At 43.9% G+C, this 26,516-nt stretch carries 23 protein-coding genes and 1 other RNA gene; 10 read left to right on the plus strand and 14 right to left on the minus strand.

The features are described 5' to 3' along the window. Nucleotides 1–10 precede the first annotated feature (10 nt). The 3 genes from aceF to QR722_RS04025 all read left to right on the plus strand — a co-directional run bounded on the left by aceF (nucleotide 11) and on the right by QR722_RS04025 (nucleotide 4,059). Nucleotides 11–2,020: a dihydrolipoyllysine-residue acetyltransferase gene (gene aceF / locus QR722_RS04015; RefSeq protein WP_286285480.1), complete on the plus strand. Its 2,010-nt coding sequence runs from the start codon at nucleotides 11–13 to the stop codon at nucleotides 2,018–2,020. 166 nt (nucleotides 2,021–2,186) lie between these two features. Then, nucleotides 2,187–3,608 (plus strand): dihydrolipoyl dehydrogenase, encoded by a 1,422-nt coding sequence (lpdA, locus tag QR722_RS04020; protein WP_286285481.1) that lies wholly within the window; start codon nucleotides 2,187–2,189, stop codon nucleotides 3,606–3,608. 196 nt (nucleotides 3,609–3,804) lie between these two features. Beyond that, nucleotides 3,805–4,059: a DUF1289 domain-containing protein gene (locus QR722_RS04025; RefSeq protein WP_286285483.1), complete on the plus strand. Its 255-nt coding sequence runs from the start codon at nucleotides 3,805–3,807 to the stop codon at nucleotides 4,057–4,059. Nucleotides 4,060–4,066: 7 nt separating this feature from the next. On the opposite strand, the gene QR722_RS04030 is transcribed toward QR722_RS04025, so the two are convergent. The 3 genes from QR722_RS04030 to QR722_RS04040 are packed head-to-tail and all read right to left on the minus strand — an operon-like array spanning nucleotide 4,067 to nucleotide 7,274. Next, nucleotides 4,067–4,987, minus strand: coding sequence for an alpha/beta fold hydrolase (locus QR722_RS04030; RefSeq protein WP_286285484.1), 921 nt, complete (start codon nucleotides 4,985–4,987; stop codon nucleotides 4,067–4,069). 5 nt (nucleotides 4,988–4,992) lie between these two features. Further along, entirely contained in the window at nucleotides 4,993–5,796 is an 804-nt protein-coding gene (locus QR722_RS04035; protein WP_286285485.1) for a hypothetical protein, read from the minus strand. Nucleotides 5,797–5,816: 20 nt separating this feature from the next. Further along, on the minus strand, nucleotides 5,817–7,274 hold the full coding sequence (locus tag QR722_RS04040; protein ID WP_286285487.1) for a WS/DGAT/MGAT family O-acyltransferase: 1,458 nt from the start codon (nucleotides 7,272–7,274) through the stop codon (nucleotides 5,817–5,819). Between the two features lie 221 nt (nucleotides 7,275–7,495). Between QR722_RS04040 and QR722_RS04045 the strand changes: the two genes are divergently transcribed. From QR722_RS04045 to QR722_RS04055, 3 genes are all read left to right on the plus strand, one after another. Next, complete coding sequence (locus tag QR722_RS04045) at nucleotides 7,496–8,335, plus strand: HDOD domain-containing protein (protein ID WP_286285489.1); 840 nt, start codon at nucleotides 7,496–7,498, stop codon at nucleotides 8,333–8,335. Between the two features lie 235 nt (nucleotides 8,336–8,570). Continuing rightward, a complete protein-coding gene (locus QR722_RS04050) occupies nucleotides 8,571–9,308 on the plus strand; it encodes a DUF481 domain-containing protein (RefSeq protein ID WP_286285491.1) in 738 nt (245 codons plus the stop codon). Between the two features lie 128 nt (nucleotides 9,309–9,436). Next, a complete protein-coding gene (locus tag QR722_RS04055; RefSeq protein WP_286285493.1) occupies nucleotides 9,437–10,183 on the plus strand; it encodes a DUF481 domain-containing protein in 747 nt (248 codons plus the stop codon). A gap of 71 nt (nucleotides 10,184–10,254) precedes the next feature. Here QR722_RS04055 and QR722_RS04060 read toward each other — a convergent pair whose 3' ends face one another. From QR722_RS04060 to ssrS, 11 genes are all read right to left on the minus strand, one after another. Further along, the gene (locus QR722_RS04060; protein ID WP_286285495.1) at nucleotides 10,255–11,472 is read right to left on the minus strand and encodes a hypothetical protein; all 1,218 of its coding nucleotides are present in this window, start codon (nucleotides 11,470–11,472) and stop codon (nucleotides 10,255–10,257) included. 563 nt (nucleotides 11,473–12,035) lie between these two features. Further along, entirely contained in the window at nucleotides 12,036–13,061 is a 1,026-nt protein-coding gene (locus tag QR722_RS04065) for an IS110 family RNA-guided transposase (RefSeq protein WP_286283064.1), read from the minus strand. A 348-nt stretch (nucleotides 13,062–13,409) separates the two neighbouring features. Continuing rightward, nucleotides 13,410–14,048, minus strand: a complete 639-nt coding sequence (locus QR722_RS04070; RefSeq protein ID WP_286285498.1) for a methylamine utilization protein — start codon at nucleotides 14,046–14,048, stop codon at nucleotides 13,410–13,412. Nucleotides 14,049–14,223: 175 nt separating this feature from the next. Continuing rightward, nucleotides 14,224–15,453: a phosphoglycerate dehydrogenase gene (gene serA / locus QR722_RS04075; protein WP_286285500.1), complete on the minus strand. Its 1,230-nt coding sequence runs from the start codon at nucleotides 15,451–15,453 to the stop codon at nucleotides 14,224–14,226. Between the two features lie 110 nt (nucleotides 15,454–15,563). After that, on the minus strand, nucleotides 15,564–16,220 hold the full coding sequence (gene rpiA / locus QR722_RS04080) for a ribose-5-phosphate isomerase RpiA (protein ID WP_286285502.1): 657 nt from the start codon (nucleotides 16,218–16,220) through the stop codon (nucleotides 15,564–15,566). A gap of 61 nt (nucleotides 16,221–16,281) precedes the next feature. After that, the gene (locus tag QR722_RS04085; protein ID WP_286285504.1) at nucleotides 16,282–16,926 is read right to left on the minus strand and encodes a 5-formyltetrahydrofolate cyclo-ligase; all 645 of its coding nucleotides are present in this window, start codon (nucleotides 16,924–16,926) and stop codon (nucleotides 16,282–16,284) included. Then, nucleotides 16,920–18,536 (minus strand): hybrid sensor histidine kinase/response regulator, encoded by a 1,617-nt coding sequence (locus QR722_RS04090; RefSeq protein WP_286285506.1) that lies wholly within the window; start codon nucleotides 18,534–18,536, stop codon nucleotides 16,920–16,922. Before QR722_RS04090 ends, QR722_RS04085 begins: the two co-directional genes overlap by 7 nt. A gap of 78 nt (nucleotides 18,537–18,614) precedes the next feature. Beyond that, on the minus strand, nucleotides 18,615–19,556 hold the full coding sequence (locus QR722_RS04095) for a nucleoside hydrolase (RefSeq protein WP_286285508.1): 942 nt from the start codon (nucleotides 19,554–19,556) through the stop codon (nucleotides 18,615–18,617). 32 nt (nucleotides 19,557–19,588) lie between these two features. Further along, nucleotides 19,589–20,485 carry a ribokinase gene (locus tag QR722_RS04100; protein WP_286285510.1) on the minus strand — a complete coding sequence of 299 codons (897 nt, stop codon included), beginning with the start codon at nucleotides 20,483–20,485 and terminating at the stop codon, nucleotides 19,589–19,591. A 132-nt stretch (nucleotides 20,486–20,617) separates the two neighbouring features. Continuing rightward, nucleotides 20,618–21,043, minus strand: a complete 426-nt coding sequence (locus tag QR722_RS04105) for a hypothetical protein (RefSeq protein ID WP_286285512.1) — start codon at nucleotides 21,041–21,043, stop codon at nucleotides 20,618–20,620. A 203-nt stretch (nucleotides 21,044–21,246) separates the two neighbouring features. Beyond that, nucleotides 21,247–21,428, minus strand: a non-coding RNA gene (ssrS, locus tag QR722_RS04110) — 6S RNA. 197 nt (nucleotides 21,429–21,625) lie between these two features. Here ssrS and QR722_RS04115 point away from each other — a divergent pair. From QR722_RS04115 to QR722_RS04130, 4 genes are read left to right on the plus strand one after another with little or no spacing between them, the layout of a single operon-like run. Then, nucleotides 21,626–22,195, plus strand: coding sequence for a UPF0149 family protein (locus QR722_RS04115; RefSeq protein ID WP_286285515.1), 570 nt, complete (start codon nucleotides 21,626–21,628; stop codon nucleotides 22,193–22,195). Next, entirely contained in the window at nucleotides 22,195–23,514 is a 1,320-nt protein-coding gene (gene pepP / locus QR722_RS04120) for a Xaa-Pro aminopeptidase (protein WP_286285518.1), read from the plus strand. The genes QR722_RS04115 and pepP overlap by 1 nt, the downstream gene beginning before the upstream one ends. A 3-nt stretch (nucleotides 23,515–23,517) precedes the next feature. Continuing rightward, nucleotides 23,518–24,774, plus strand: a complete 1,257-nt coding sequence (gene ubiH / locus QR722_RS04125) for a 2-octaprenyl-6-methoxyphenyl hydroxylase (RefSeq protein ID WP_286285522.1) — start codon at nucleotides 23,518–23,520, stop codon at nucleotides 24,772–24,774. Further along, entirely contained in the window at nucleotides 24,761–25,963 is a 1,203-nt protein-coding gene (locus QR722_RS04130; RefSeq protein WP_286285524.1) for an FAD-dependent oxidoreductase, read from the plus strand. Before ubiH ends, QR722_RS04130 begins: the two co-directional genes overlap by 14 nt. Nucleotides 25,964–26,516: the final 553 nt, after the last annotated feature.

Consider the following 26,516-nt stretch of genomic DNA (forward strand, 5'->3'; position numbering starts at 1 on the left):
AGCAATCAGAATGTCAGATTTACAAGATGTATTGGTACCCGATGTTGGTGGCGACGAAGTTGAAGTTATCGAAATCTGTGTCGCGGTGGGTGAAGAGGTTGAAGCTGAAACGTCACTCATCACAGTTGAAAGCGATAAGGCAAGCATGGATATTCCAGCTCCTTTTGCAGGTACGGTAAAAGATATATTGGTCAAAGTTGGTGACAAAGTCAGTCACAACACCTTGATTATGAAACTAGCAGGTGGTGCACCAGCAGCGCAACCGCAAGCTGAAAATAAGCCTGACGCTAAACCTGAGTCTAAGCCTGCAGCCCCTGCGGTTGAGCAAGCCCCTGCAAGTAACCAGGCAGCGTCTAGTTCCGTTCAAGTCATAGAGGTTAAAGTGCCGGACATCGGTGGTGATGCCGATGTTGATGTGATTGAAGTGCTGGTGGCTGAAGGCGATACCGTTGAAGCTGAGACCGGTTTGATCACCCTAGAAACAGACAAAGCGACCATGGATGTTCCATCTCCTGCTGCGGGTGTGGTGAAGTCGTTAAAAATCAGCACAGGCGACAAAGTGTCCGAAGGCACGCTTATTTTGTTACTTGAGACGCAAGGAGATGATACTGGCACTGTTGCTGAAACTAGCACAAAGACTGAGGAACCGGCCAGTGCAGCGCCAACTGATGCTGAACCTCAGGCTCAAGCAGGCCAAGAGACAATCAGTGCGCAAACCACCACGTCCGTTATTGATGTAAATGTACCTGATATTGGTGGAGATGCTGACGTAGATGTTATCGATGTATTAGTTGCTGTGGGTGATGAGATCGAAGCCGAAGCAGGCTTGATCACTTTGGAAACGGATAAGGCGACTATGGATGTGCCTTCGCCGAAGGCAGGTACGGTAAAGAGTGTCGCAGTCAAAACCGGCGATAAAGTTTCGGAAGGTTCATTAGTGATCACCTTGGAAACCACGGAAACCGTTTCTGCACCGGCTGCATCGGCCCCGAAAGCTGATGCACCAGCGCCAGCTCAAGCTGCAGTGTCAAACACACCTAAGCCGCCTCCTGTGCCACATCACCCTTCAGCGGGAGATAAAAAGCCAGGTGGCAAAGTGCATGCTTCGCCATCTGTTCGTCGGTTAGCTCGTGAATTTGGGGTCGATTTGACTCAAGTAACAGGGTCTGGACCTAAGCAACGTATTTTAAAAGAAGATGTTCAGTCTTTTGTGAAGTATGAGCTGTCTCGTCCCAAGATGACTCCTGGTTCATCAGTAAGCAGTGGCTCTGGCGGCTTACAAGTCTTAGCGCCGCCTAAAGTGGATTTCGCTAAATTCGGTGAAGTGGAAGAAGTTCCATTAACTCGTATTCAGAAGCTTTCTGGGCCTAACTTACATCGCAATTGGGTTACCATTCCCCATGTGACCCAGTTTGAAGATGCTGACATTACCGACTTGGAAGCTTTCCGCAAAGAGCAAAATGCCATTGCTGAGAAGCGCAAACTAGGGGTGAAAATTACGCCGCTGGTGTTCATGATGAAAGCGGTAGCCGATGCACTTAAAGCCTATCCAGTGTTTAATACTTCGTTGTCTGAATCCGGTGAAAGCTTAATCCAGAAAAAGTATTACCATATTGGTATTGCGGTGGAAACACCGGGCGGCTTAGTCGTTCCTGTGGTCAGGGACGTTGACAAGAAAGGTATTATAGAACTGTCGCGGGAATTGACAGAAATCAGTGTCAAGGCCAGAGATGGCAAGCTTAAAGCACCGGATATGCAAGGTAGTTGTTTTACCATTTCTAGTTTAGGCGGGATTGGCGGAACGGCATTCACTCCTATTGTAAATGCTCCTGATGTTGCTATCTTAGGAGTATCTAAAAGTGAAATGAAGCCCAAATGGAATGGTAAAGAGTTTGAGCCCCGTTTGATATTACCCTTGTCATTGTCCTATGACCATAGGGTAATTGATGGCGCTGTGGCAGCTCGTTTTGCGGTACATTTAAGCAGTGTGCTGGCGGATTTACGCCAGATGTTGCTGTAATATTGAGTTGAAAGTGCAGGGTTCTTTGCTCTGCACTTTCTAAGCAGGTCAATTTATACTATTTTAATGTTTTTAGGCGTTTAACCGCGCTTTCCTTTGCTAACAGACGCGGGCATAGGTAGAATTTTACCGGTCTGGCAGAATAGAATCGAAATTTGAGGTCATAATGAGCGAAATTAAAACTCAACTGGTCGTGCTTGGTGCAGGTCCTGGTGGTTATTCAGCAGCGTTTAGAGCCGCTGATTTAGGTATAGAAACTGTGATAGTAGATGCCCGTGATACATTAGGCGGCGTGTGTTTGAATGTGGGTTGTATCCCATCTAAAGCACTACTTCACGTAGCGAAAGTTATCGATGATGCAAAAGATATGGCGCATCATGGTGTGGTTTTTGGCGAGCCAAAAATCGACCTGGATAAAGTCCGTGATTGGAAAGACAGCGTAGTAAGTCAACTTACTAAAGGTTTGTCTGGTATGTCTAAAATGCGCAAAGTGAAACACGTCCAAGGTTACGGTAAATTTACCGGTGCTAATACTTTGGAAGTTGAAGGCGCAGACGGTAAAACCGTTATTACCTTCGACAACGCGATTATAGCAGCAGGCTCTGAGCCAGTTTCTTTGCCGTTTATCCCTCAAGATGATGAGCGTGTTATCGACTCGACAGGCGCTTTGGAAATGAAAGATATTCCAGAAAAAATGCTAGTCTTGGGTGGCGGAATTATTGGTCTTGAGATGGGCACCGTGTACCGTTCTCTTGGTTCGAAGATTGATGTAGTTGAATTTTTGGACCAGCTTATTCCTGCTGCTGATAAAGACGTAATCAAGATTTATCAAAAGTACGTTAAAGACAAGTTCAACGTTATGCTTGAAACTAAAGTCACCGCAGTTGAAGCCAAAAAAGATGGTTTGTACGTGACCTTTGAAGGTAAACAAGCCCCTGCAGAACCCGTCAGATATGACAAGGTTTTGGTTGCTGTAGGCCGTCGTCCTAACGGTGGCTTGGTTGCTGCTGATAAAGCCGGCGTAAATGTGGATGAACGTGGTTTCATCAATGTTGACAAACAAATGCGTACTAATGTAAGTAACATTTATGCAATTGGTGACTTAGTTGGTCAACCTATGTTGGCCCACAAAGCGGCACATGAAGGCCATGTTGCAGCTGAAGTCATTGCCGGTAAGAAGCATTACTTTGATCCTAAATGCATTCCTTCAGTAGCCTATACAGATCCTGAAGTTGCTTGGGTTGGTGTAACAGAAAAAGAAGCCAAAGAGCAGGGCATTCAATACGAAACAGCCTCTTTCCCTTGGGCGGCGTCAGGTCGAGCTATCGCGTCTGGTCGTACTGAAGGTATGACTAAAATGATCTTTGAAAAAGATAGCAACCGCGTGATTGGTGGTGCCATTATCGGTATCAACGCAGGTGAAATGCTTGGCGAAATTGGTTTGGCCATTGAAATGGGAGCAGACGCAGAAGATGTTGCATTGACTATCCATGCTCATCCAACGCTGAATGAATCTATTGGTATGGCATCAGAAATGTACGAAGGTAGCATTACTGATTTACCTAATCCAAAAGCCAAGAAAAAATAATTAAGCTCAGCTTAAGTAGGTAAAAGCCGGGATTGTATCTCGGCTTTTTTATTGCTTAAAATAGCCATTGGGCTGTACGACTGACGAATAAATCGCCATAATCTTAGCTCTTTTACTGTAATTGAGATCTAAATGACAATGTCCGCCGACAAAATGAATCAGGTTTCTGTTCGTTAGTGGTTGAGTGCACCCTGATATGGACCAGATAGAACTCTTCGACATTCCCAGTCCCTGTATTGCGGTATGCAAAACAGGAGATAGCGGATATTGCCTTGGTTGCTATAGAAGCCGGGAAGAACGCTTATATTGGTTGCAAACCACCCCTTATGCTAAGCGAGTGATAATTAAAGCCTGTCAAAGGCGCAAGAAACTAGCCCAAAGAAAAGCTAAAACTATTAAAGATCCAGCTCCACTAGCCAAGCAAGATAGCCTGTTCCCGGATTTAGATTAGCCCGTAATTAGCTCGCTATAGCATCTGCTCTAGCTACTACGTCCAAGATCTCTTTAATCATTTGCTGCCATAGTTCTTCGGGCAGTGTGTGGCCCATACCTGGGAATACACGTAGATGGGCGTTGTTTATTGCCTCAGCGGTGGCTTTACCACACTCAACTGGGACCAAGGGATCGGCATCACCATGCATAACTAAGGTCGGAAGATGCAACTTCTGCAACGCTTTGGTGCGGTCCTCAGACGCTAAAATCGCGCAGGTTTGACGCCACACACCTGCGGGATAAAAGCTGCGCTCTTTGGCTCTTTCCAGTAGTTTGGTCATCCGTTCTTGGTAAAATGGGAAACGCTGGCCATGTAATAACTTCCACAAACCTAGGGCATATTTTATGTAAGCATCATGCTCTTTTGGCGGTGGTTGCATCACCTTGAGCATCACTGATTTTTTCGGTTTAGGCAGGGATTGATTACCGGTAGTGGACATGATCGAGGTTAAACTCATGGTTCGATTCGGTTGTTTGATCGCTATACACTGCGCAATCATCCCGCCCATGGAGACGCCCACAACGTGAAATTTTTCAATCTTCAGATGATCCATCAAAGCGATGGCATCTTCAGCCATGGTATCTAAGGTATAAGGGGCTTTGAGTTTTTTACCGAACCACTGATTGGCTAAAACCGACGTGAGACTAGGTGCTTGAGCGCCTTTTAAATGGCTACTTTTACCGATATCTCGATTATCAAATCGAATTACTCTAAAGCCTTGCTCAGCCAGTAATTGACAGAAATTGTCATCCCAATGAATCATTTGGGTAGCAAGTCCCATTATCAGCAACAGTGCAGGCTGATGGGGCTCACCAAAGGTTTCATAACATATCGAAATACCGTTAATTTCGGCAATTTGTTCTTGGCCAGTTAAGTCTGCTGTCATATTTTCTATGCTCGGTTAGGGTCAGGGTAAATTAGTTTGTGTAAGGTCTTTTCGCGAAAAGGCGACCAGTTTGCCTGATTTTGGGCCAATCTGTCGGCTACAATCCATAGTACTTGTGCATTATGTCCAAGGCCTAAGTGGCTGCCTTTTACTTCAATATTTTCCGATAATGAATGGCTGTGTTCTTCGCTATTTATACACGCTTGCCAATGGGCAATACCATCGCTACGTGAAAATATAGCGGTACTGGGCACCGCTGGCGGTGGAATAATTCGATTAATCGCATCAGGTTGCTGTTTGGATAGGTCGCCGTTAATTAGCTCAAACATCTTTGAGGCCACTGGCGCTGAGCCGCGGGGTCCATTGAAGGGGCTGCCGAGGGAAATGACTTGTCGAACACAGTCGGGGATGGCTTTGGCAATTTCACGGGCTAATATACCGCCGAGGCTCCAGCCTACTATGCTAATTTGTTGCTCATGTCTGACACAAAGTTCAATAACTTTATTGAGTAATGCATCACTGACAATGTGTTCTCCGCCGACAATGTGTGTGCCCAGATTACGACCCAGCCCCCATCCATAGGACTTGTAACCCTTGAGTTTTAGAAAGCTACGAAGGGGTTTAGTGCTAAAGTCACTGGCTAAAAAACCAGGGATAACCATTACCGGATGTTTGTCTCCTTTCGGAGCTTGCAGTAACAGTGGCATCATCATGCTGGTGGCACCCATCTCTAATATTGCACGGCTCTCGGCGAGCAGGTGCCTAACTTTAGGTTGTTGACTAGTAACTTGGCTAAGTTGATTTTTCATAACTGCTCACTTAGTTTACATCATTGGAGTTTATCATCATTCAATAGGGCATTGAATGCGGCCATAGCCGTTTGCTTTTCCAGCACTGCGCTCTCCATTTCATTAGCTGACTCGAGTAGATACTTAGTAAAGACATCTAAATCTGGCATAAGGTTCATCGCACTTGTAGGACTAATGGTAATAGTCCCGTTATAACTAAATACTGGTATGATGAGTCCCATTCCATCAAATATGGGGGCGGCTCCCATATTTGCCAATAATTTATGTCCACCTAGATACAAGGGCACGTTCGGTCCTGGCACATTGGTGATCACTAAGTTGAAGAACGGATTGTGATGTTTGGCTAAAGCCGCTCGTGAATAAAATCGAGTTGCGACCCCTGCTAACCCGAAAGGGATCATTTCAGCAAATCCCATTAGGCTTTTAGCGTCAATGGCATCCTGATATAACTTGCCGACCAGCGTGTTTATGTGAATTTTTTCTAGGCGCTTTATTGGGTTCTCAATATCGGTGGCTAACTGAATATACATCGCCGACACTTGATTGCCCATGGCATTCTTTTCATGTTTAGTGCGGGTGGATACCGGCACCATAGCCACTAAGGGCTTGTCTGGCAATTTATCTTTTTCTAACAAGTAACGTCGCAAGGCACCTGCGCAGATCGTTAAAATGACATCATTTAAGGTAGCGCCGGCGACAATGTGTCGCAAAGATTTCACCCTGTTTAAGTCGAGCATGGCCGAATTCCATTTTCGCTCTTGTTCTACAGTGTCATTGAACGGGGTTTTAGGCGCACTAAAGGGCAGAGTAGGCATTTTGATACCGTGCACCTGGGCAAGGTATCCTGCTTTGAATGTTGCCTTGCCAGTCTCCCAGATTAACCCCGGGAGCTTGCCGGGTTTGCTGGCGAGGTGAAATGCACTGCGCACCATCATATTGACCTTGCCGGGTATTTCTTCTCGATGTTTCAGCTGCGGCGCTGGAATGGGCCGTGGTATGGGGGAAACGTCATACAGCATAGCCATTAAATCTGTACCGGATTTGCCATCAAAACCGGCGTGATGCACTTTACTAATAAGTGCAACAGAACCCTTGGGTACTTGAGATACCGTATCCAAGCCCTCAACAAAAATAAATTCCCATAGGGGTTGCTCTCTATTGAGCGTATTGGAAAAGAGTTGCGAGGCTAAATAACGAAGCTCTTTCCAACCGCCAGGGGCAGGAAGTTTTGTATGGCGAATATGGTGATGTAAATCAAACTCAGGATCTTCAACCCATGATGGCTGATCCAAATTTAAGGGCGCGTAAACCAATTTCTGACGGAGTTTTGGGACCAAGTGCACACGCTGCTGAATATAGTCAAAGAAATCCTGAAATTTCATCGACCCTTCTAAAATAGCTACGCCACCGATATGCATCGGAATTTTTTCTGTTTCTAAAAACAAAAATGACGCATCTAAACCGGATAACGCTTCCATGACTCACCTGATAACAAAATGTTGTTTACTTACGTTACTGATAAACGGATAAATATCAATCAATATTTTTCACCTGTGCCATTGGACTTAGGCTAGGCCGCGATTCCAACCATATCAGATATGCTTTTCTGCGGCTAAGCATCGAAATAAATACCACAAAAAAGTCGCTGCATGGTTATACTAGCAGCATTGCTTATATCACTGAGAGACGTCATACCCCAATGCAAGCTAATGATTATGCTACTAAGGCCTCCACTTCTTTTGTTTTGCCTGATATTTGTTTACGCATCCGCGAAATGCTTGACGATCATAATTCAGATGCAGAAGATATAGCTGACTTGGTCAGCTTGGATCCATCCTTAGCTGCTAAATTATTAAAATTGGCCAATAGTCCGTTATTTCGATTCAGATCTCAGGTCGATAATATTGCCAAAGCGGTCAATATATTGGGTGGTGAAGCACTGTATAATTTAGTTATGGCAGAAACAGCAAAAGATGCCTTTCAGCATTTCAGTAATGATAATATGGATTTAAATCGATTCTGGAAACAGAGTTTGTACACCGGCTTGATCGCTAAACATATTGCCAAGTTATTGCGGGTGCGAGGTAGTGAACGTTTTTTCCTGCTTGGGCTGTTGCATAATTTAGCTGAATTGGTTGTCACCAAAGAATCACCAGAAAAAGCGTTATTATGCTTACCGTCCGAGACGGGAATAGCCCCTTGGGCGCTACAACAAAAAGTATTGGGTTTTACGTATGCTCAATGTAGCTCTCAAATTCTGCAAATGTGGCAGTTACCGGTACAAATTTCTCTGCCTCTAGCGGATATTCATCACGAAGACAAAGCACTAAAGAACAAAGAAATAGCCATCTTATATTGTGCGGCACGCTTAGGTTATGGTCTAGCTTTCGATTTGGGCAATGAGCTGATGGCATCCTTGAGTACGGATATTTTGAAATCAGCGGCCATAAGCGACGAAATTCTCCAAGATGCGGTCAAATTTAGTCAACAAGAGATAGGTAAGATGATGACTATTTTTAATAGTGGCGCGCCGAAATAGTGCAGTATGCAGATTATAGTCTGCTAAAGCCTACACTTTGCCTAAAAATCTAAAATGTTAGCTAAAAAAACGTATTTGATTGATTTTTAGGCGTTTCCCCCCTGCACAATGAGTAGAACTTTCTATACAATAGCGGCATTAGAGAAAATATCGGTTTTAGTTGTTTGTCATGAAGCTATTTTGCGTCACATTATCATGTTTAGTTGCCTTTTCCAGTCATGGACGAACGAATGTTATGCGGACACTATTCCTGTCTGAAGCTCCTTTTCACGCTGAAAGTGGTCGGCAGCACGAAGACAGTTTCGAGATGAATGGTGAAATGGGTGTAATTTATTCTAGTGGCAATACCACTGGAACCACGGTCACCACCAAAATCAATGCTAAACAGGATCTTCTCCAATGGCACAATCGTTATGCTGCCAAACTGCTGTACAAGCAAAATGAAAGTACTGTTGATGATCAACAGCAATTGGTGACAAGTGCGCAGAATATATTTTTCTCTGCACAATCGGACTACAAATTAAGCCAGCCCAGCAATCGCCTCTTTATGTATGGCGAGTACGAAGACGATAGATTCAATTCTTATGAATACCAAGCGGCATTAGCATTTGGCTGGACTGAACAGCTTTGGTCTGATAGTGACAGTGAGCTCACTTACAGTGTTGGACCAGGTTACGCACGATCTATCGCGAAAGAAACGAGTGATGCTCTCAATCAAACGGGATTGATAGTGCGCGCGGCAATGGAATATGAAAAGAAGTTGAACGACAAGGCAACGTTCCGGCAGTATATCAGCACTGAAACTGACGAAGAGTTTTCTCGTTCTGTCTCTGAGACTTCATTTGCCGCTAAGATTAATGGGTCACTGGCAATGAAATTGTCAATTAACCTAACCCATAATCGCACTCCACAAGAGATTGACGAACCATTAGATACGCAAACTTCGGTAACCTTGGTTTATCAGTTTTTTTAAGCAACACTGACGTTAAGCCTATTTGGCATAAAACCTGATGGTTCGCAGTAGCTAAACATATTATAATCAGCGGCATAATAATAATAACAAGCTGTAACACTATTAATTTTAAAGAAATGGGATACCCAATGAAAAAATCAGCTTTATGTTCGCTAATTATGTGCTCGCTTAGTGCTGGGGCAATTGCCGCAGAGACTAAGCCGTTTACAATGGATGGCGAGTTCGGTTTTATTATGACTACCGGTAATACAGAGACGACTTCTGTTGTTGGCAAACTCTCTGCACACCATGAGCTTGAGCAATGGAGCAACGATTTCATTTTCGAAGCTTTGTATAAGAAAGATGAAGTTGAACAAACTGATGGCTCCAAGCAAAGCCAGACGACTGAGCAAAAATTGTTTGTTTCAGGTCAGGGCAACTACAAGCTGGAAAATCCCGACCATCGTTTGTTTATCTTCGGTTCATACGAAGACAACCGTTTTAGCAGCTACGATTATCAATCGACAGTAGCGGTTGGTTGGAACCAAAAACTATGGGCTGATGATACTAGTTCTTTTGAATACAGTATCGGTCCGGGTTACTCCTATTCTAAAACCAATACGGATCCTAGCGAAACCGTTAAAGGTATGATTGTTCGCGGTGCATTAGATTACAAATGGACTATTTCTGATAATGCCAAATTCGAGCAGTTACTTAGCACCGAAGTGGGCGCGGACAATACTAAGTCAAAATCTGTGACTGCCCTTTCAGCTAAGCTGAACGATTCTTTATCAATGAAATTTGCCGTAACCATGACGCACAACAGTGACGTTGCGGATGACCGTGAAAACCTTGATACCCAAACTGGTGTCACTATCGTTTATACTTTTTTCTAGAGCGTAAGTCGACGTTACTCAAAGCCGACATTTTTGTCGGCTTTTTCGTTTTTCAACAATGCTCCATAGGACTACCAACGAAACTGCATTACCAACAAAGACTGATGCTGATTGGCCTCTATGGGCAAGTCAAGGGGGATTCGATTTTGTGCGCTATTTTGATTGAAGTGTTGCTCCAAGCCTATTTGCCAGTTGGCATTAATATCGTAGCGCCACGCTAAGGTAACTCCCAAGCCATCACTGCTATTCATATCGGCAGGGATATCATCGTCTTCTTGAACGATGAAGCGGTCGTAGCGCAGACTTAAGCGATGTTCTCCTATGCTATGACTCACCATTAGATACCATGCATCAAAATTGATAAACACGAACCTGTTGCCCATCACAGAGCTACCACTGAGCCACTGGCTAATAAAACGAGTTTGCTTCGACAGGTTATGTTGCCATGACAGAGCGTGAAACTTGGTACGACAGGCGTACAAACGTAGATCGTTGACTTCCAGGGGATCGGCACGGTTATCATAGTAGTAGTATCGCAGGGTACTTTGATTGAAGTAATTTACATGCACACCAACATAGGTGCCTAATTTCCCATCTAGCTCGTGAAACGGCTCTACGAAATTAGGGTGCCAAATGAGTTGTTCATCAATCACACTCGGATAGGGGGCAAATGCTACTCTGTCATTGTGTAGAGACTGCCTGTCATGCATAGCGAAACCACGCCAAGACAAAAGTGTACCCAAGGGGTCATTGCCTTTAAATACGGCTGCGGTCACTTCCCAACTCCAAGGGCTGCGCCGCACTCTGCCGGGGCTAAAAAGTGACAACTCCATTCCAGCGATACGTAATTCTTCGCCAATCCAACTATTGATGGCTGATTGAGTGTAAGTGTATGGTGATAGCCAGCCGGTATCGATATTTTCTAGGAAAATACGCGGGTAAAAAAAACCGGCTCTGGCTTTATAGCGAATTTTTGCTTGGCTGATAGGTTTATACAATATTTGGGCTTGAGTGAAGCCAAGGTTTTGTTCGCCGTCCTCATAATAGTTGGCAACCACATCCACTGAAAATGCGCTAGAGACATCCCATTGAGCCCGCAGCATTGCCTGTTGTAGGTTTATCTGGTTGTCCTCAAAGCGAACAATACCCGTTCCTTGGTTCTGGTAAGACTGCCAATTGTCATTGTGGGATAGACTAGTTTGAATAAGTCCACTTACCTCAACGGCCTGACTGGCAGAACAATTCATTGCCACTATACAAAAAACAGCGAAAACAGAGTTTAAATTCATTTTTATTGGCTGCATGTTAAGTTTAAAAATGTCTGGCATCGATTTAATTTATCTCTATCAAGGCTATATCGAAATAAACACATTGTTCACTAGTACAGCCAATTCCAGCCAGATAAACAACTTTTAATAAGGACATCCACTTTTAATAAGGACATATATGGACGCTCCCCTGATGTCAACGTACTAATTGCCCCTTCGTGCTGATTTTCTGCACGAATTACGTTTTTACTATTCTATTACCGCTAGTCTGTTGTCTTGAAGGCAGTCTAAAATGGCTTAGTTCTGACATATATTCAGGCTCTTTATTAGCGTTGGTTTAATCAACGCTGGCCTCTGATGAACTCCGAACCTTATCGCCTAAAAACACCCAGTCGGATTGTTATCCGTGTCTAAGTCTGGCTTTGATGAGGTAGGTAGACCGTTTTCTTCATCATTTTATGACTAAGCGGGGTAGGTAAAGTAAGTGTTATCCCGTGTCTTGCCTTCCACAACACCCACACAGGCTTGGTGCCTTTGTCCTACACGGAATTGAGCTCGACAGGGATAACGTAAAGTGATTCATGTTATGCGCTCACTTGTGAGGACGTAACGCGATAGTGCTCCTGACGTGTGAGCAATATCCAGATTAAACGTGCTAAACGATGGGCGACGGCGACTGCCACTTTATTAAACGGCTTGGTAACGCGAAGTTTAGTGGCCCACAGTGATAACGGATCAGTTCTTTGCGCGGCACGACTCACGACAGACCGCGCACCATGTACCAGTTGTTTACGTAAATAACGGTCTCCGCGTTTGGTAATGCCGCCCATCTTACTGATATTGCCTGAGGCGTGTTGTTTAGGCGTCAGCCCTAACCACACGGCAAATTCTTTGGGATTATTAAACGCCTGGCCTTTATCAATGGCGGCTAAAAACGCTGAGGCATTAATGAAACCAATCCCTGGGATGCTGAGCAATATTTTGCCACTTTCACTGTTATTAACAAAGTGATGCAATTGCTGCTCAATGGCCTTGATGCGAGAGCGTGTGTCTTCATATTCTGCCTTTAACGCGCGCATCATGGTTCTCAACTGGTTACTGCGTTGTTCGCTATCAATTACTTGGGCTAATCCTGCACACAAGGCCACGTGGCCACAAGGAAATATTACCCCAAATTCACTTAACAACCCGCGTATCTGGTTACTCAGGGCCGTTTTGTTTCTAATTAAGCGCTCTCGAATTCGATGCAAGCAATTAATTTCTTGCTGTTGCTCAGATTTTACGGGGACAAAGCGGATATGTGAGCGCTGGCTGGCTTCTGCTATGGCAAAAGCATCGTTATGGTCATTCTTGTTGCCTCGCACAAAAGGCGTGACATGTTGGGCTGGTATAAGCTTGGTATCATGACCTAATTTAGCAATTTCACGCCCCCAGTAATGCGATGAATAACAGGCTTCCATCACCACCAACGTAGGTGGTTGTTGGCGCATAAAATCAAGTAGCTCAGTCCGTTTTAATTTCTTATTAAATTGCGGTTTAATATGTTCATTTACTCCGCACACTTGAAATACAGTCTTTGCCAAATCGATGGTAATTGTTTTAAGCTTCATATTGGACGTTCCCTATGTAAATAGTCTTGTTTAAGAACTACTATTTTGGCGCATTGACGCCGTATTGGGGAGCGTCCATCTCATCATCCACTGTTTTATCTAGCTAAAAGACGGCAAGCAACCTTGTCTTATTGATAGTCCGTGAATCCTTCATTAGTTTGTTCATACAAACTTAAATCAGAGAACAAATCATGTTGTAACTGGATACTGATTGATGTGCTGTCCAATACTTCAATATATTGGTTTAGCGTATCTTGTTCGGCTTTAATGAACTTTTAATAAGGACATCCACTTTTAATAAGGACATCCACTGTTTTATCTAGCTAAAAGACGGCAAGCAACCTTGTCTTATTGATAGTCCGTGAATCCTTCATTAGTTTGTTCATACAAACTTAAATCAGAGAACAAATCATGTTGTAACTGGATACTGATTGATGTGCTGTCCAATACTTCAATATATTGGTTTAGCGTATCTTGTTCGGCTTTAATGCGTGGGTGCCAAACTTTCAATGTATATTTTCCTACTGGTACATCCAAAGTGACCCTTCCTAATTGATCAGTTTTTGCAAAATAAGGCGTGTCGACTACCCATATATAAGCCAGCATCCAGTCATGTACATTACAGCCTAGTTCCACTTCACCATTTACGGCAAAAGCGATCGTTTGTGCTGGTGAATCTTTATATAGTTGTAATTCAAAGCTTTTAGCCGGAGAGAAAGAATAGACATGATGTTTAATGGAGTCAGAATTAGGAAATACCACTTTAGTACCTTTTTGAATCGCAAGTATATGAGGCACAAATTGTCGATCAATTTGATCCATTACGGATATGGGGGCAGATGAGACATCTGTTTTTGAGGGAGCTTCTGGCTCTAAATAAACCACTGCTTGGAAGACAGGATTGTGTTGCTTGCTAATAATGTCTATCGTCACCGATGCTGCTAACACATCAGTACAACAGAACACTAATCCAAGCCATTTAAACATAATCTCACTTACTCTGACGACACTGTGGTCAGATCCTATTCGCTGTTGACGACTAGCCTTAATAGAACGGTTTTTGGCAGAATAAATTTCTTATTTTCAGTAATCAGACTGGCTGAATCAGAATCTCACCAGTGTCCATGTCTGAGAACACTGGTGAAAAAAGGAATAGCAGCAATTAATGTAATATACGAGTTTTGATAGTACCTTCAATTTTAGCTAATTGCACAAATGCTGCCTCTGCATCATCTGTTTCCACGTCAATAACCACATAGCCGATATTTTCATTGGTCTGTAAATATTGTGCAGCAATATTAATGTTGTGAGCGGCGAAGGCTTGGTTGATTTGGGTCAGTACTCCTGGTGCATTCACATGGATATGCAACAAGCGAGAGCGATCAGTATGCTCCGGAAGTGATACCTCAGGGAAGTTAACTGCCGATAGGGTTGAGCCATTATCACTGTATTTAGCTAATTTTCCGGCTACTTCAATCCCAATGTTTTGTTGGGCTTCTTGGGTGCTTCCCCCCACATGAGGCGTCAAAATAACGTTGTCGAACTTTCGCAAAGGTGAGATAAATTCTTCATCGTTAGATTTTGGCTCGACGGGGAATACATCGATCGCCGCACCATTTAATTTGCCTGATTCCAGAGCCGCAGCAAGTGCATCAATATCAATAACAGTGCCTCTGGCAGCGTTCATAATGATGGCACCATCTTTCATCATTGCTAGTTGTTTTTCGCCAATCATGTTCTGAGTTTGTGGGGTTTCTGGTACGTGCAAACTGATCACGTCAGAGGTTTTTAGCAATTGATTTAAGGTTTTTGTCTGGGTTGAATTGCCTAAAACTAGCTTATCTTCAATATCGAAAAATTGAACTCGCATACCTAAATGCTCGGCTAGAATACTCAATTGTGTGCCGATATGACCATAGCCGATAATACCCAGGGTTTTGCCCCTAGCTTCATAAGAACCTAGTGCACTTTTTTCCCATACTCCACGGTGGGCTTTAGCATTCTTACTAGGAACCCCCCGAAGTAGTAATATGATTTGACCCAATGCCAACTCCGCCACTGAGCGTGTATTAGAAAAGGGGGCATTGAATACCGGAATGCCACGCTTTTGAGTGGCTTGCAGATCGACCTGATTAGTGCCAATGCAGAAACAGCCGACCGCAACAAGCTTTTGCGCCGCTTCTATTACATTGGCAGACAAGTGGGTCCGTGAACGTATACCTATAAAGTGTACATCAGCAATCTTCTCAATCAGTTGCTCTTCGGAAAGAGATGTTTTGATGTACTCAATATTGCAATAGCCATTGCCTTCTAAAGTTTCAACTGCACTTTGATGTAGACCTTCTAGCAATAAAATTTTGATACGATCTTTTGGCAGTGACACTTTGCTCATTATCTTTCCTACTAAAAACTAATTGTAATTGAGACATCTGGACGTCTATTTGAAAGTGGAAAATACCAGAAGTGAGTTGATTAGGAAAGCTACAATTCTAATTATTTATATCATTTTATTTCGGTCACACCCGAGTCTGTTCCAATCAGCACGATATCAGCGCCGCGATGAGCAAATAGGCCATTGGTGACCACTCCAACTATTTGATTAATTTTTTGCTCCAGCTCTACAGGGTTGAGGATTTTCAAGTTGTGGACATCAAGGATTACATTGCCATTATCTGTGATCACACCTTGACGGTATTCGGGATCACCACCGAGTTTGACCAATTCACGAGCCACGTAGGAGCGAGCCATCGGAATCACTTCTATCGGAAGAGGAAAACTGCCTAATATTGGGACTTGTTTGCTGTCATCAATAATACAGATAAACTGCTTGGCAACAGCGGCCACAATTTTTTCACGGGTCAACGCTGCGCCACCGCCTTTAATCATATGCTTATGTTCGGTGATTTCATCTGCGCCATCTACATAGATATCAAAGGAGCCCACAGAGTTAAGATCAAATACTTCAATGCCTAGAGCTTCAAGCTTTTCTGTCGATGCTTGTGAGCTAGAAACCGCCCCTTCGATCTGCTGTTTAATTCCAGCCAAGGCTTCAATAAAGTAATTGACGGTGGAGCCCGTTCCTACACCCACAATACTGTCAGGCTCTACAAATCTTAAAGCAGCTAGTGCTGCCGCTTTTTTCTTGTCATCTTGCGTCATGATATTTTCCTTTGAAGCGAGTAGGGGGAATACATTTAGAAATTCATTGCTTAATTATAACTCAATCTAGGATTGAAATAACCCGACTTGGCGTAATGATTTTATCCATCGGGATATCCCAAGGCTCCAGCTCTAAAAGCTGTGTCTGTTGACAGTCATGGGCCAATCCCCATAAACGCGGGCCTACGGTTAGCTGCTTGCGCGAGTCGTCTACTGATAAACATGCTAGTGTACGATCATAATAGCCACCACCCATACCTAACCGATGTCCTTGTTTGTCAAATGCCACTAAGGGTAAGCAGATACAATCCATCTGGCTAACGGGAATGACTTGGGTGACATCTAATTTTGGCTCTGGTATCCCATACTTGTTGTGAATTAATACAGTATCCGGATTATACAAAACAAACAAAAGTTGTTGTTTCGAAAAAGGATGGAGAACAGGGAGATATACCTTCAGGTTATAGGTCCAACAAAATTCAATTAATGCCTGACAGCTCAATTCACCATCATTAGACAAATATAAAGCGATGTGTTTGTTGCCCTTGAGCAGATTATTATCAGCAATATTTTTAGCCAAGGCTTGGCTAGCGAGTATTTGCTGTTGTGCTGACAACGCCCGTCGTGCCTGTCGAAAGTGTTGGCGTAAGTTTTGTTTGTTGCCATCCACAGGCGATAATTCATCCTGATTCGCGTTGTTTAACATGCTGCCAGAAAATGCTGATTTAATAATCCACGGAGTAAATTAATATCTATAGGTTTACTCAGAATATTGGCGATCCCGGCTGGTTTGAGATCTTTTTCTTGTCCAACAAAAATATCGGCTGATAGGGCGACGATAAGCTGCTCAGGTAACCTAAGTTTGATTTGTTTACTCGCCTCAAAACCATCAATACCGGGTAAATGCAAATCCATGAATATGATCTGATAGGGCTGTTTTAACGCCATCTCAACACCTTGTTCTCCACTGACGGCAATATCGATGGATAAGCCTAAAGTGTTAAACACCGCGGTGGCCACTTGTTGGTTAATTTCATTATCTTCCACCAACAGGATACGTATTGAGGTGTCGAATTTTGCAGTTGTTTGTTTTATTACACTCGCCTTATCATATTGATCAAGGCTCAGTAACGGAATATCGACTTTTACTAAGGTTCCTTCACCCAATTTACTGCGTAATTTGATAGAGCCGCCCATCAACTCAACCAAGCTTTTGGTGATCATTAGGCCTAAACCAAAGCCTTTATTTTTCGTTGTGTCCCCCACCTGATTAAATTTACCGAACAAACGTGGCAGATCTTCTTCGGCAATGCCCACACCGTGATCTTGAATGGCAATCACTAAGCTGCTGGCAGTGAATAACACGTTGATTGAGACAATGGATTGAGGTTCGGAAAATTTGATCGCGTTTGAGGCTAAATTCAATACCACTTGGCTCAATCTTGGCTCGTCTATCACAAAGGTTTCATGTTGATCTTTATTCACTGAAAATTTTAGCTCAACACCTTTTGCGGTGGCTAAAGATTGGATAACGCCTTGAATAGAGGTGAAAAAATCGGAGATGCTGATGATCTGATTCTGTAGCTCTAATTTTCCTGCCTCAATCTTATTTAAATCAAGTACCGAATCAACTAAGTCTAATAGACGTTTCCCGCTGAAATCAATGTGATTTAAATAGGTTTTGAATGTATCAGGTAGGCTAGACGTTTGATCGTTTATCATCAACTGGCTGAAACTGATGATAGCATTAAGTGGAGTGCGAAGTTCGTGACTTAAATTAGATAAAAAATCAGTTTTACGCTGATTGATTTGTTCAACTTGCTTAATCTTGATCCGAAGCTCAAGTTGGGAAATCACTTCTCGGCTTAAGATTGAAAGTGCCTTGCGCTGGTGTTCGTCTAGCGCTTTAGGTTTGTCGCTAATGACGCAAAGGGTGCCTAGCGCCAACCCGTCGGGAGATATCAAGGGTGCACCTGCGTAGAATCGAATATTAGGATCAGATGCCACTAGAGGGTTGTCGTAGAAGCGTTCATCTTTAAAGGTATCTTTGACTTCAAAAATTTCTTGCTGATGGATTGCGTGGGCGCAAAATGCTAGGTCTCGGCTGGTTTCCTGTGCATCCAAGCCTACTTTTGACTTAAACCACTGGCGCTCGACGTCCACTAAACTGATCAAGGCAATAGGGGTGTCACAGATTTCGGAGGCTAAAGCTGTTAAGTCATCAAAAACCCTTTCCGCCTCAGTATCCAGAATGTCATATTCAAGCAGGGCTTTTAAACGCTCTTTTTCGTTTTCTGGTGGTGGTGCTGAAATCATCGATTTACCTCTTAAAATAATACCAGCGACATGTGTCGCTGGTATTATTGACTGCGGCCTAATCTGGTAACGTTAGCACTACAATGCGTAAGTGTCCAAATACAGTTGACGAAGTCTGTCATGGTCAACCTTAGTTGCCACATCGATCTGTTTGGCTTTTAACCAGTCTGGGCTAGTAGTAGTGCCAACTGGCGCTATGGTAGTTTGACCTATGTTTAGCGGGTCAGTTGATACTCTCGCATGGCCTGTCGTCATTTCAAATAGACTCGGATCAATTAAATATGCAAGTGGCATAGCATCATGGAAGAAACATACACGGTCATCACGATTTTGTGAGTAAAACTCAACATAAAATTGCGCTGATTGATTTACAAAACTTCCTAATTTAGCATTGCGGCTTTCTAAGCCATCTAGAAAGTCTGGAGTGAAAGGTGCGGCATTGGTGACATCTAAACCGAACATTTTCAGATCCCAGTCTGCGGCGAATACAATTTCGGCAGCATAGGCATCATTCCATATATTGGCTTCAGCAACAGGAGTTACATTGCCTCTCACAAAGGCGGCGCCGCCCATAATAACTACACCCTTAACCAGTTTCGGAAGCTCAGGTTCTAGGCGCAAAGCTAGTGCTAGATTGCCAAGAGGGCCAATCGCCACTAGGGTAATCTCACCGGGGTGCTGGCGGGCCATATCGACAATGAACTGTGCAGAGCTGCGGGGGTCAAGTGTCCTATCTGACTTGGGAAAATTAATATTGCCAAAACCATCATCACCATGCACAAAATGAGCATAACTTGATTCAGGACCCACCCAAGGCATGCCGACGCCTTTGGTCACCGGAATATCCTGACCGGCTAATTCACACAGTGTTAGGGCATTTTGCGCCGACATGGTAACGGGCACATTGCCAAATACTGTAGTTAAACCCAAGACTTCAATATCAGGCGACTGAAAAGCAAAAAATATTGCCATCGCATCGTCGATGCCTGGATCCGTATCAAGTATAATTTTGTGGGTCATATTATGTTCTCTATGCTAATAATTAGTTCTGATTAAGCTTGGTGCTGACTAACGAATAAATCAACTTCTTCTGAGTTTGGTATAGATTGGGCTGCGCCGGGTCGAGTCACAGCTATAGCTGAGGCTGCGCAAGCCCGTGTCAATGCTTCTTTGGCAGGTTTGCGGTTGCTATAGGCCGACAAAAAATAACCGATGAAGGTATCCCCTGCGGCTGTGGTATCAACTGCATCAACCACAAAAGCAGGTACATCGATAGTTTGATCTTTTTGCAACATTCGAACGCCGTCTTTGCCTAATGTAATCAATACTTCGGCATGCGCCCAGTCCTGACGGAAATACTGTTCAATTTTATCAATCTCAGTGACACCAGCAATTTCTGACGCTTCAACTTCGTTAACAATCAGTAAGTCGATGCAGTCATGAGGTAACTGTTTGACAGAATCCGTCATTGGGGCTGGATTGAATGCTACCTTTAGCCCCATGTTTCGTGCTTCTTGCAGTACAACATCAATTGCGCTGGTTTCGTTTTGGGTCAATACCCAATCTGTTGGTTTAGCATCGTCTAGCGCACGCAAAATATCTTTCGGTCCAATTTCTTGGTTGGCGCCGCCAAACAAAACAATGGCATTTTCTCCTGACTTGGCAACTTGGATGATGGCATGGCCCGTCGGGGTCTCAGTACATTCTACATATTTGCAATCTACCTCGTGTTTGATCATAGCTTGCTTAAAGTGTGAATCATGTTGGTGAATTTTACCCACATGTTTTACTTCGGTCCCGGCTTTTGCCAAAGCAATAGACTGGTTAGCTCCCTTACCGCCCAAAAGTTGCTGATAATGACTTGACGATAGTGTTTCGCCAGGCTGCACAAAGTGATCGACTTGATATACGTGATCAATGTTAATTGACCCGAAATTAATGACTGCCATAAAAGACCTAACTTAAAAAAGTAAAAAAGATGGTTCGGTGAAAAATCAACAGGAGTTGTATCATAACTTGCCTGCAAAAAGAACCGCCTCCAAGATAAAGTTGACCTTTTGGTCTACTTTATCTTGGGCGTACTAAGTTCTCGCCCAACCGGTTAAACGCCGGAATAGCCCAGAGGGAGCTTGATAGGGTAAATTGGAGACCTGAAATAAACGCACCGATACCGTTGCACCATGACCCCAAGGCCACCAGGAGGCCATAATATCATGTTGGCCTGTAGTGTCTTGAGTCAATAGCTGTTGGTTTTTCTTTAAAGCATTAAAAAATCCAGCCCGGTGCTTAAGAAGCGGATCCGCTGATTTAATACTTTTTTTGTCCCACACATGGGGAAAATGTTTTTGCACATGGAGGTAAACGAATTGTGCATGATCGACTGAAAACTCAGCAAGCAAGCAGGACAAGTGCTCATCCCATTGCCATGTAATTAAGTCGTCTAATTCATTTAATAAAGGCTCACAAGCCTGTTCTATGTGGTATTGAAAACTGCTGCTATCTTTCATCGTTTATGTTTTTTATAGTTATTATTTTAGATAAAGATAGTACCGTGATGTATTTCAGGCGGTACCAACTGAGTAATAAAAGCCTGTTCTGATGCTTTTCTATTCATATCCTAAGCGATAACAGTCTTTTTTTAAACAGCTGATGAGTAGTTTTTGTCGCACACTATTTGAGCAATGAAAATAACCGAGGGTAATTGAATGCAGAGTCTCCCAGAATGCCGCTGTTCAGTGCGCGCCCGTGAACCGAAAGTTCAGGGCGGAAATATCATCATTACCGTAGGCTTCTTGATACGAGCCAAGCTTGCACAATAGTAGTGGAATCAATTTCCAGGTAAAATAGCATCGGCCAGGGACATGACTAAACTGGCGAACACCCCAGGAGAACTGCATTTTACCATAGCAGCTAGGAAATAAAACCAATTCCCCAAGACTTTTATTCGCAACCGCCACTAATTGCCTTGAAATTGCACACTGGGGTGGCGATGTCAGCGCTTGAAAAAGGATTAATAAGCACTATTTACTAAGATGTAAATCAGCTGCAGAGAATGGTAGCATTAGCGTAACGTTTTAAGGGATAGTACATTGAAACCATCACAGTTAAATTATGACGAGTTGTCGACCTTATTAGGACAGCACAATATTCTCACTGATGCAGCCGAGGTCCATGGCATTTTTTGTGGCATGTTATCAGGCGGTATGGCGCTGGAAAGTCAAGATTGGGCAGAGCCAATCGCTGACTCAATCAATCAGGGAGATCCCTTGCCAGATGAAGTGAAAGAGCAGTTTAGGCTACTCTATAACGCAACCTGTCAACAACTACTAGAAACTGATTTTACCCTGGTACTATGCCTTCCTGATGAATCTGCACCCATCAATGAACGCGGCCAAGCGCTGATCAACTGGGTGCATGGATTTATGCTTGGATTTGGCTTTCATCAAGCAGATCTCACTGCTTGCTCCCCTGATGTGAAAGAAGCCTTAGAAGATTTTGCCGATATTGCGCGGATGGATGAAACTATGCCAGAAGATGAGGAATCTGAAAGAGCCTTATTTGAAGTCATCGAATATGTGCGGGTTTCGTGCATGCTATGTTTCAACGAATTGGGACAATCAGCAGATGAAACGCAGCAAACACCTAAAACGGTGCATTAATGATAAACGCATATATTGAGCGCTGCGAGCAGCGGCGACAAGCATTACTGGCCGCTATGCTACCTAACAGCGTGTGTATCGTGCCCGCCTCAACTTTAGTTACCCGAAGTAATGATACCGAATATACCTTTCGTCAAGACAGTGATTTTCACTATTTGACTGGATTTCCAGAACCCGATGCCGTGCTGGTGATGAGCAACAGTGAGGTATGGGGTAGCCCATTTAGTGCGCTATTTTGTTTAGCCAAAGATCCTTTGGCCGAGATATGGCATGGCAGACGCATAGGCACTGAGCATGCTGTGGATCAATTCGGATTTAGCCAATGCCATAATTTGGATGATATTGAAGTAGGGTTAACCAGCTATATCGACGGCCATCAACATTTATATTATGCCCGAGGTCATCAAGCCCAAACCGATACGCTAATCGACGACGTGTTGGCTATATTGCGCGATGCCCCTAAGCAAAGTAAGCAGGCTCCAGAATGTGAAATTGATCTAAGGGCATTGTTACATGAGATGCGCCTGTTCAAAGATGACGACGAAATTGCGCTTATGCGTCAAGTTGCTAGTATCTCCTGTGAAGCACATAAGCAAGCTATGTTGATGTCTGAGCCGGGTAAAAACGAATTTCATTTAGAAGCGCAACTTCACTATAGTTTTGCCCTGCACGGAGCGAAAAATCCGGCTTACAGCACCATAGTTGGCGGCGGCGACAATGCCTGTATTTTGCATTACACCAATAATGATTGTCTCCTACAAGACGGCGATTTGGTATTGATTGATGCAGGGGCAGAGTTACTTGGTTACGCAGCAGATATTACCCGAACGTTTCCAGTAAATGGACACTTTAGTACGGCTCAGAAGCAGCTCTATCAATTGGTACTGGATGCCCAACTTGCATCATTAGCATTGTTTGTTCCAGGCAGCACTTTTAAAGCAGCCACAGACAAAGCGGTAGAGGTACTCACACAAGGGCTGCTTGACCTTGGTATATTGACCGGTACTTTGCAGGACAATATCGCTGAGCAACATTACCGGCAGTTTTTTATGCATGGCATAGGACATTGGTTAGGACTAGATGTTCATGATGTGGGTAACTACAAAGTGGCTAACCAAGACAGACCCTTCGAGCCAGGAATGGTGATGACCATAGAACCGGGTTTATATATTGCCGCTGATGCCGATGTAGATGAAAAGTGGCGAGGAATCGGTATTCGGATAGAGGACAATATTCTGATAACCCCCCAGGGCTACGAAGTGCTCACCGCTGAGGTGCCAAAATCCATCAGTGAAATTGAAGCCCTCATGGCAGGATAAGACTTGTCTCAAACAACCGCAAAATCTGTTGATATTCTAATTGCCGGTGGCGGTGCCACAGGATTAACCCTAGCGTTGGCTATATGTCGGCATACTGATCTTCATGTAGCTATCGTCGAAGCGGGTGGTCCGCCGACGGTATCCTCGAGCAAGGGGCCTGAACCGCTTGGTAATCCTCCTTTGGAGCTTCGCAGTGTGGCCTTGTCCGCCCAGTCAATTGCTTTGCTGGGTAAGTTAGGCTTGGATACAGGCAAGTTAGGTTGTCCGATTGAAGAAATCCATGTTTCTGATCAGGGACATTTTGGGCAGTGCAGAATAAATGCGCAGGATTATCAAATCAATGCGCTGGGTCAGGTGGTTGAATTAACCGCGCTGGTGGACAAATTACGCCATGCTCTAAGTGCTTTTAAGCAGCAAGTCAGTTGGTACTACAATGATGAAATTGTTGCCATTGAACGCTCTCAGAAACGGGTGACTGCAACACTAAAGAGTACTCAGACTGTTGTAGCTAAGTTACTTGCCATTGCAGAAGGCGGGAACTCTGTTAGTCGAGAAATTATTGGCTTTGATATTAGCGCAAAATGTTACCAACAGTCGGCAATAGTTGCTAACGTGGAACTCAAATGCCACCATCAGTACCGGGCATTCGAACGATTCACTCCATCAGGGCCCTTAGCATTGTTACCTTTACAGATAGAACAGCAGCCTCATCGTCATTTTTGCTCATTGGTGTGGACTCTCACGCAGGATGAAATGCCTGGTATATTAGATCTGCCTGACTCTGAGTTCATTGCCGCACTGCAAGAGGCATTCGGCTATCGCCTAGGCGAGATTATTGGGGTAGGGCCACGCAGTGCCTTTCCATTGCAGTTAAGTCATGCTCAAAGCCATATTCACCATCGAGCGGCCTTGTTGGGTAATGCCTCTCAAACCTTGCACCCTATTGCAGGACAGGGATTGAATTTAGCTCTACGAGATGTGCAAGATTTGGCCAATCGGATTATCGAAAATCCAAACAATGATATTGGCTCCTACTCGCTGTTGCATGATTACCAACAATCTCGCCGCGGCGACCAAAAAACGCTGGTAGGCGCTACCGATCTGTTAGTCAGGACGTTTTCAAATAGTTATATTCCTTTAGTGATGGGACGAAATGTGGCACTTGCTTTACTAGATAATGCACCTTGGTTGAAGCAGCAGTTCGCTATGACCGCAATGGGCTTTCGTTCGCAACAAGGACTTCGCAATGCAAAACTATGACGTCGCCATTATTGGCGCTGGAATGATAGGCCTTACCTTAGCTGTAGCTTTGAATAAGTCGGGTATGAAAGTTGTGGTAATCGATGCGCAGCAGCAAGATGAAACCATCACAAAACAACCACTGGCACGGGTTAGTGCGATAAATTTGGCCAGCCAGCGAATTTTTGAAAACCTTGAGGTGTGGCCCAGCATTCAATCTGAGCGATTACAGCCTTACCAGCATATGCAGGTGTGGGAGCAAGACAGCTTTGCCAATATTAACTTTACTCATCAGGACATACAGCGAGATCATTTAGGGTCTATAGTCGAAAACCAAGTGGTGCGACAAGGATTGTTGACTAGTCTACAAGATTCGCCAAACGTCGAAATGATGATCCCAGCGAAAGTTGAGCACTTAGTCTTTGGCCAATCAGAAAGCTTTATGACTCTTTCCAATGGTAATACGTTAACAGCCAAATTAGTGGTGGGTGCAGATGGTGCTAATTCTATGGTCAGGCGTGTCGCTAATCTACCTTTGACTTTTTGGGATTATGAGCACTTGGCAATCGTTGCCACAGTAAAAACCCAGTTACCTCACGGCAACACCGCGCGTCAGGTATTTACACCTTCTGGCCCACTGGCTTTTTTACCCCTGTTTGAAGAGAATCTGTGCTCAATTGTTTGGTCCCAAGAAGTTAGTGTCGCTGAAAACCTGCTTGCACTTGAAGATAAAGCTTTTAATCACGCACTCAGTGCCGCCTTTGATACAAAATTAGGTCAAGTAGAATTGGTCAGTGATAGAACTTACTATCCACTGACAATGCGCTATTGCCGTAGTTGGCTGAAAGACCGGGTTATGTTAATTGGGGACGCTGCCCACACCATTCACCCATTGGCAGGTCAAGGGGCCAACTTAGGTATTGCGGATGCCGCCGCTTTGGCACAAACCCTGATCAAATTGTTTGCACAAAGCAAAGATATAGGTTTGGCGAAAAACCTTCGTGCCGTTGAACGCTGGCGCAAGACCGAAGCAATGAAAATGATCGCGACTATGGAAGGATTCAAACGTTTGTTTAGTGGTAACCATCCAATCAAGAAACTAGTTCGCGGCATCGGCTTATCCGCTACTGACCAGATGGGCCCCGTCAAGCGAGACATTATTAAACATGCGGTAGGCTTAGGTGGAGAATTACCTGATCTAGCGAAGTGATTGCAGAGAGATTTTCGCATCAATAGCGTTTGTGAAACAGATCATTGATCTCACTCGGTTAATCATCTGGCTTGATTAATCCAAAAAGTTACAAACTAAACCTCGGTTAACATCGTTGTAAAGGCCCAAATAACCTCAACTTAAGCAACGCTTGTTTTTGCCACTCCCACTCAGATTCGCACTGCAATTTTAGCGTGGACAATTTTAGCGTGGACAGCCACTCTTATTATTTTCAATTTTAGCGTGGACAGCCACTCTTATTATTTTAACTTGGCGGATCAAATGGAGATAATCTAAAGGTGGGTGTCCACGTAATTGACAAACTAAACCTCGGTTAACATCGTTGTAAAGGCCCAAATAACCTCAACTTAAGCAACGCTTGTTTTTGCCACTCCCACTCAGATTCGCACTGCAATTTTAGCGTGGACAATTTTAGCGTGGACCAATTTTAGCGTGGACAGCCAATTTTAGCGTGGACAGCCACTCTTATTATTTTAACTTGGCGGATCAAATGGAGATAATCTAAAGGTGGGTGTCCACGTAATTGACAAAC

Origin of the sequence: Aliiglaciecola sp. LCG003 (assembly GCF_030316135.1) — a bacterium.
Lineage (GTDB): Bacteria > Pseudomonadota > Gammaproteobacteria > Enterobacterales > Alteromonadaceae > Aliiglaciecola.

Coding starts and splice junctions, on each gene's coding strand:
- QR722_RS04070 (WP_286285498.1), bottom strand. CDS start 14,048: ATGTTTAAATGGCTTGGATTAGTGTTCTGTTGTACTGATGTGTTAGCA.
- QR722_RS04045 (WP_286285489.1), top strand. CDS start 7,496: ATGCAAGCTAATGATTATGCTACTAAGGCCTCCACTTCTTTTGTTTTG.
- QR722_RS04100 (WP_286285510.1), bottom strand. CDS start 20,485: ATGGCAGTCATTAATTTCGGGTCAATTAACATTGATCACGTATATCAA.
- QR722_RS04025 (WP_286285483.1), top strand. CDS start 3,805: ATGGACCAGATAGAACTCTTCGACATTCCCAGTCCCTGTATTGCGGTA.
- QR722_RS04060 (WP_286285495.1), bottom strand. CDS start 11,472: ATGAATTTAAACTCTGTTTTCGCTGTTTTTTGTATAGTGGCAATGAAT.
- QR722_RS04130 (WP_286285524.1), top strand. CDS start 24,761: ATGCAAAACTATGACGTCGCCATTATTGGCGCTGGAATGATAGGCCTT.
- QR722_RS04105 (WP_286285512.1), bottom strand. CDS start 21,043: ATGAAAGATAGCAGCAGTTTTCAATACCACATAGAACAGGCTTGTGAG.
- QR722_RS04035 (WP_286285485.1), bottom strand. CDS start 5,796: ATGAAAAATCAACTTAGCCAAGTTACTAGTCAACAACCTAAAGTTAGG.
- lpdA (WP_286285481.1), top strand. CDS start 2,187: ATGAGCGAAATTAAAACTCAACTGGTCGTGCTTGGTGCAGGTCCTGGT.
- QR722_RS04085 (WP_286285504.1), bottom strand. CDS start 16,926: ATGTTAAACAACGCGAATCAGGATGAATTATCGCCTGTGGATGGCAAC.
- QR722_RS04050 (WP_286285491.1), top strand. CDS start 8,571: ATGCGGACACTATTCCTGTCTGAAGCTCCTTTTCACGCTGAAAGTGGT.
- QR722_RS04055 (WP_286285493.1), top strand. CDS start 9,437: ATGAAAAAATCAGCTTTATGTTCGCTAATTATGTGCTCGCTTAGTGCT.
- serA (WP_286285500.1), bottom strand. CDS start 15,453: ATGAGCAAAGTGTCACTGCCAAAAGATCGTATCAAAATTTTATTGCTA.
- aceF (WP_286285480.1), top strand. CDS start 11: ATGTCAGATTTACAAGATGTATTGGTACCCGATGTTGGTGGCGACGAA.
- QR722_RS04095 (WP_286285508.1), bottom strand. CDS start 19,556: ATGACCCACAAAATTATACTTGATACGGATCCAGGCATCGACGATGCG.
- QR722_RS04090 (WP_286285506.1), bottom strand. CDS start 18,536: ATGATTTCAGCACCACCACCAGAAAACGAAAAAGAGCGTTTAAAAGCC.
- pepP (WP_286285518.1), top strand. CDS start 22,195: ATGATAAACGCATATATTGAGCGCTGCGAGCAGCGGCGACAAGCATTA.
- QR722_RS04040 (WP_286285487.1), bottom strand. CDS start 7,274: ATGGAAGCGTTATCCGGTTTAGATGCGTCATTTTTGTTTTTAGAAACA.
- QR722_RS04030 (WP_286285484.1), bottom strand. CDS start 4,987: ATGACAGCAGACTTAACTGGCCAAGAACAAATTGCCGAAATTAACGGT.
- QR722_RS04065 (WP_286283064.1), bottom strand. CDS start 13,061: ATGAAGCTTAAAACAATTACCATCGATTTGGCAAAGACTGTATTTCAA.
- rpiA (WP_286285502.1), bottom strand. CDS start 16,220: ATGACGCAAGATGACAAGAAAAAAGCGGCAGCACTAGCTGCTTTAAGA.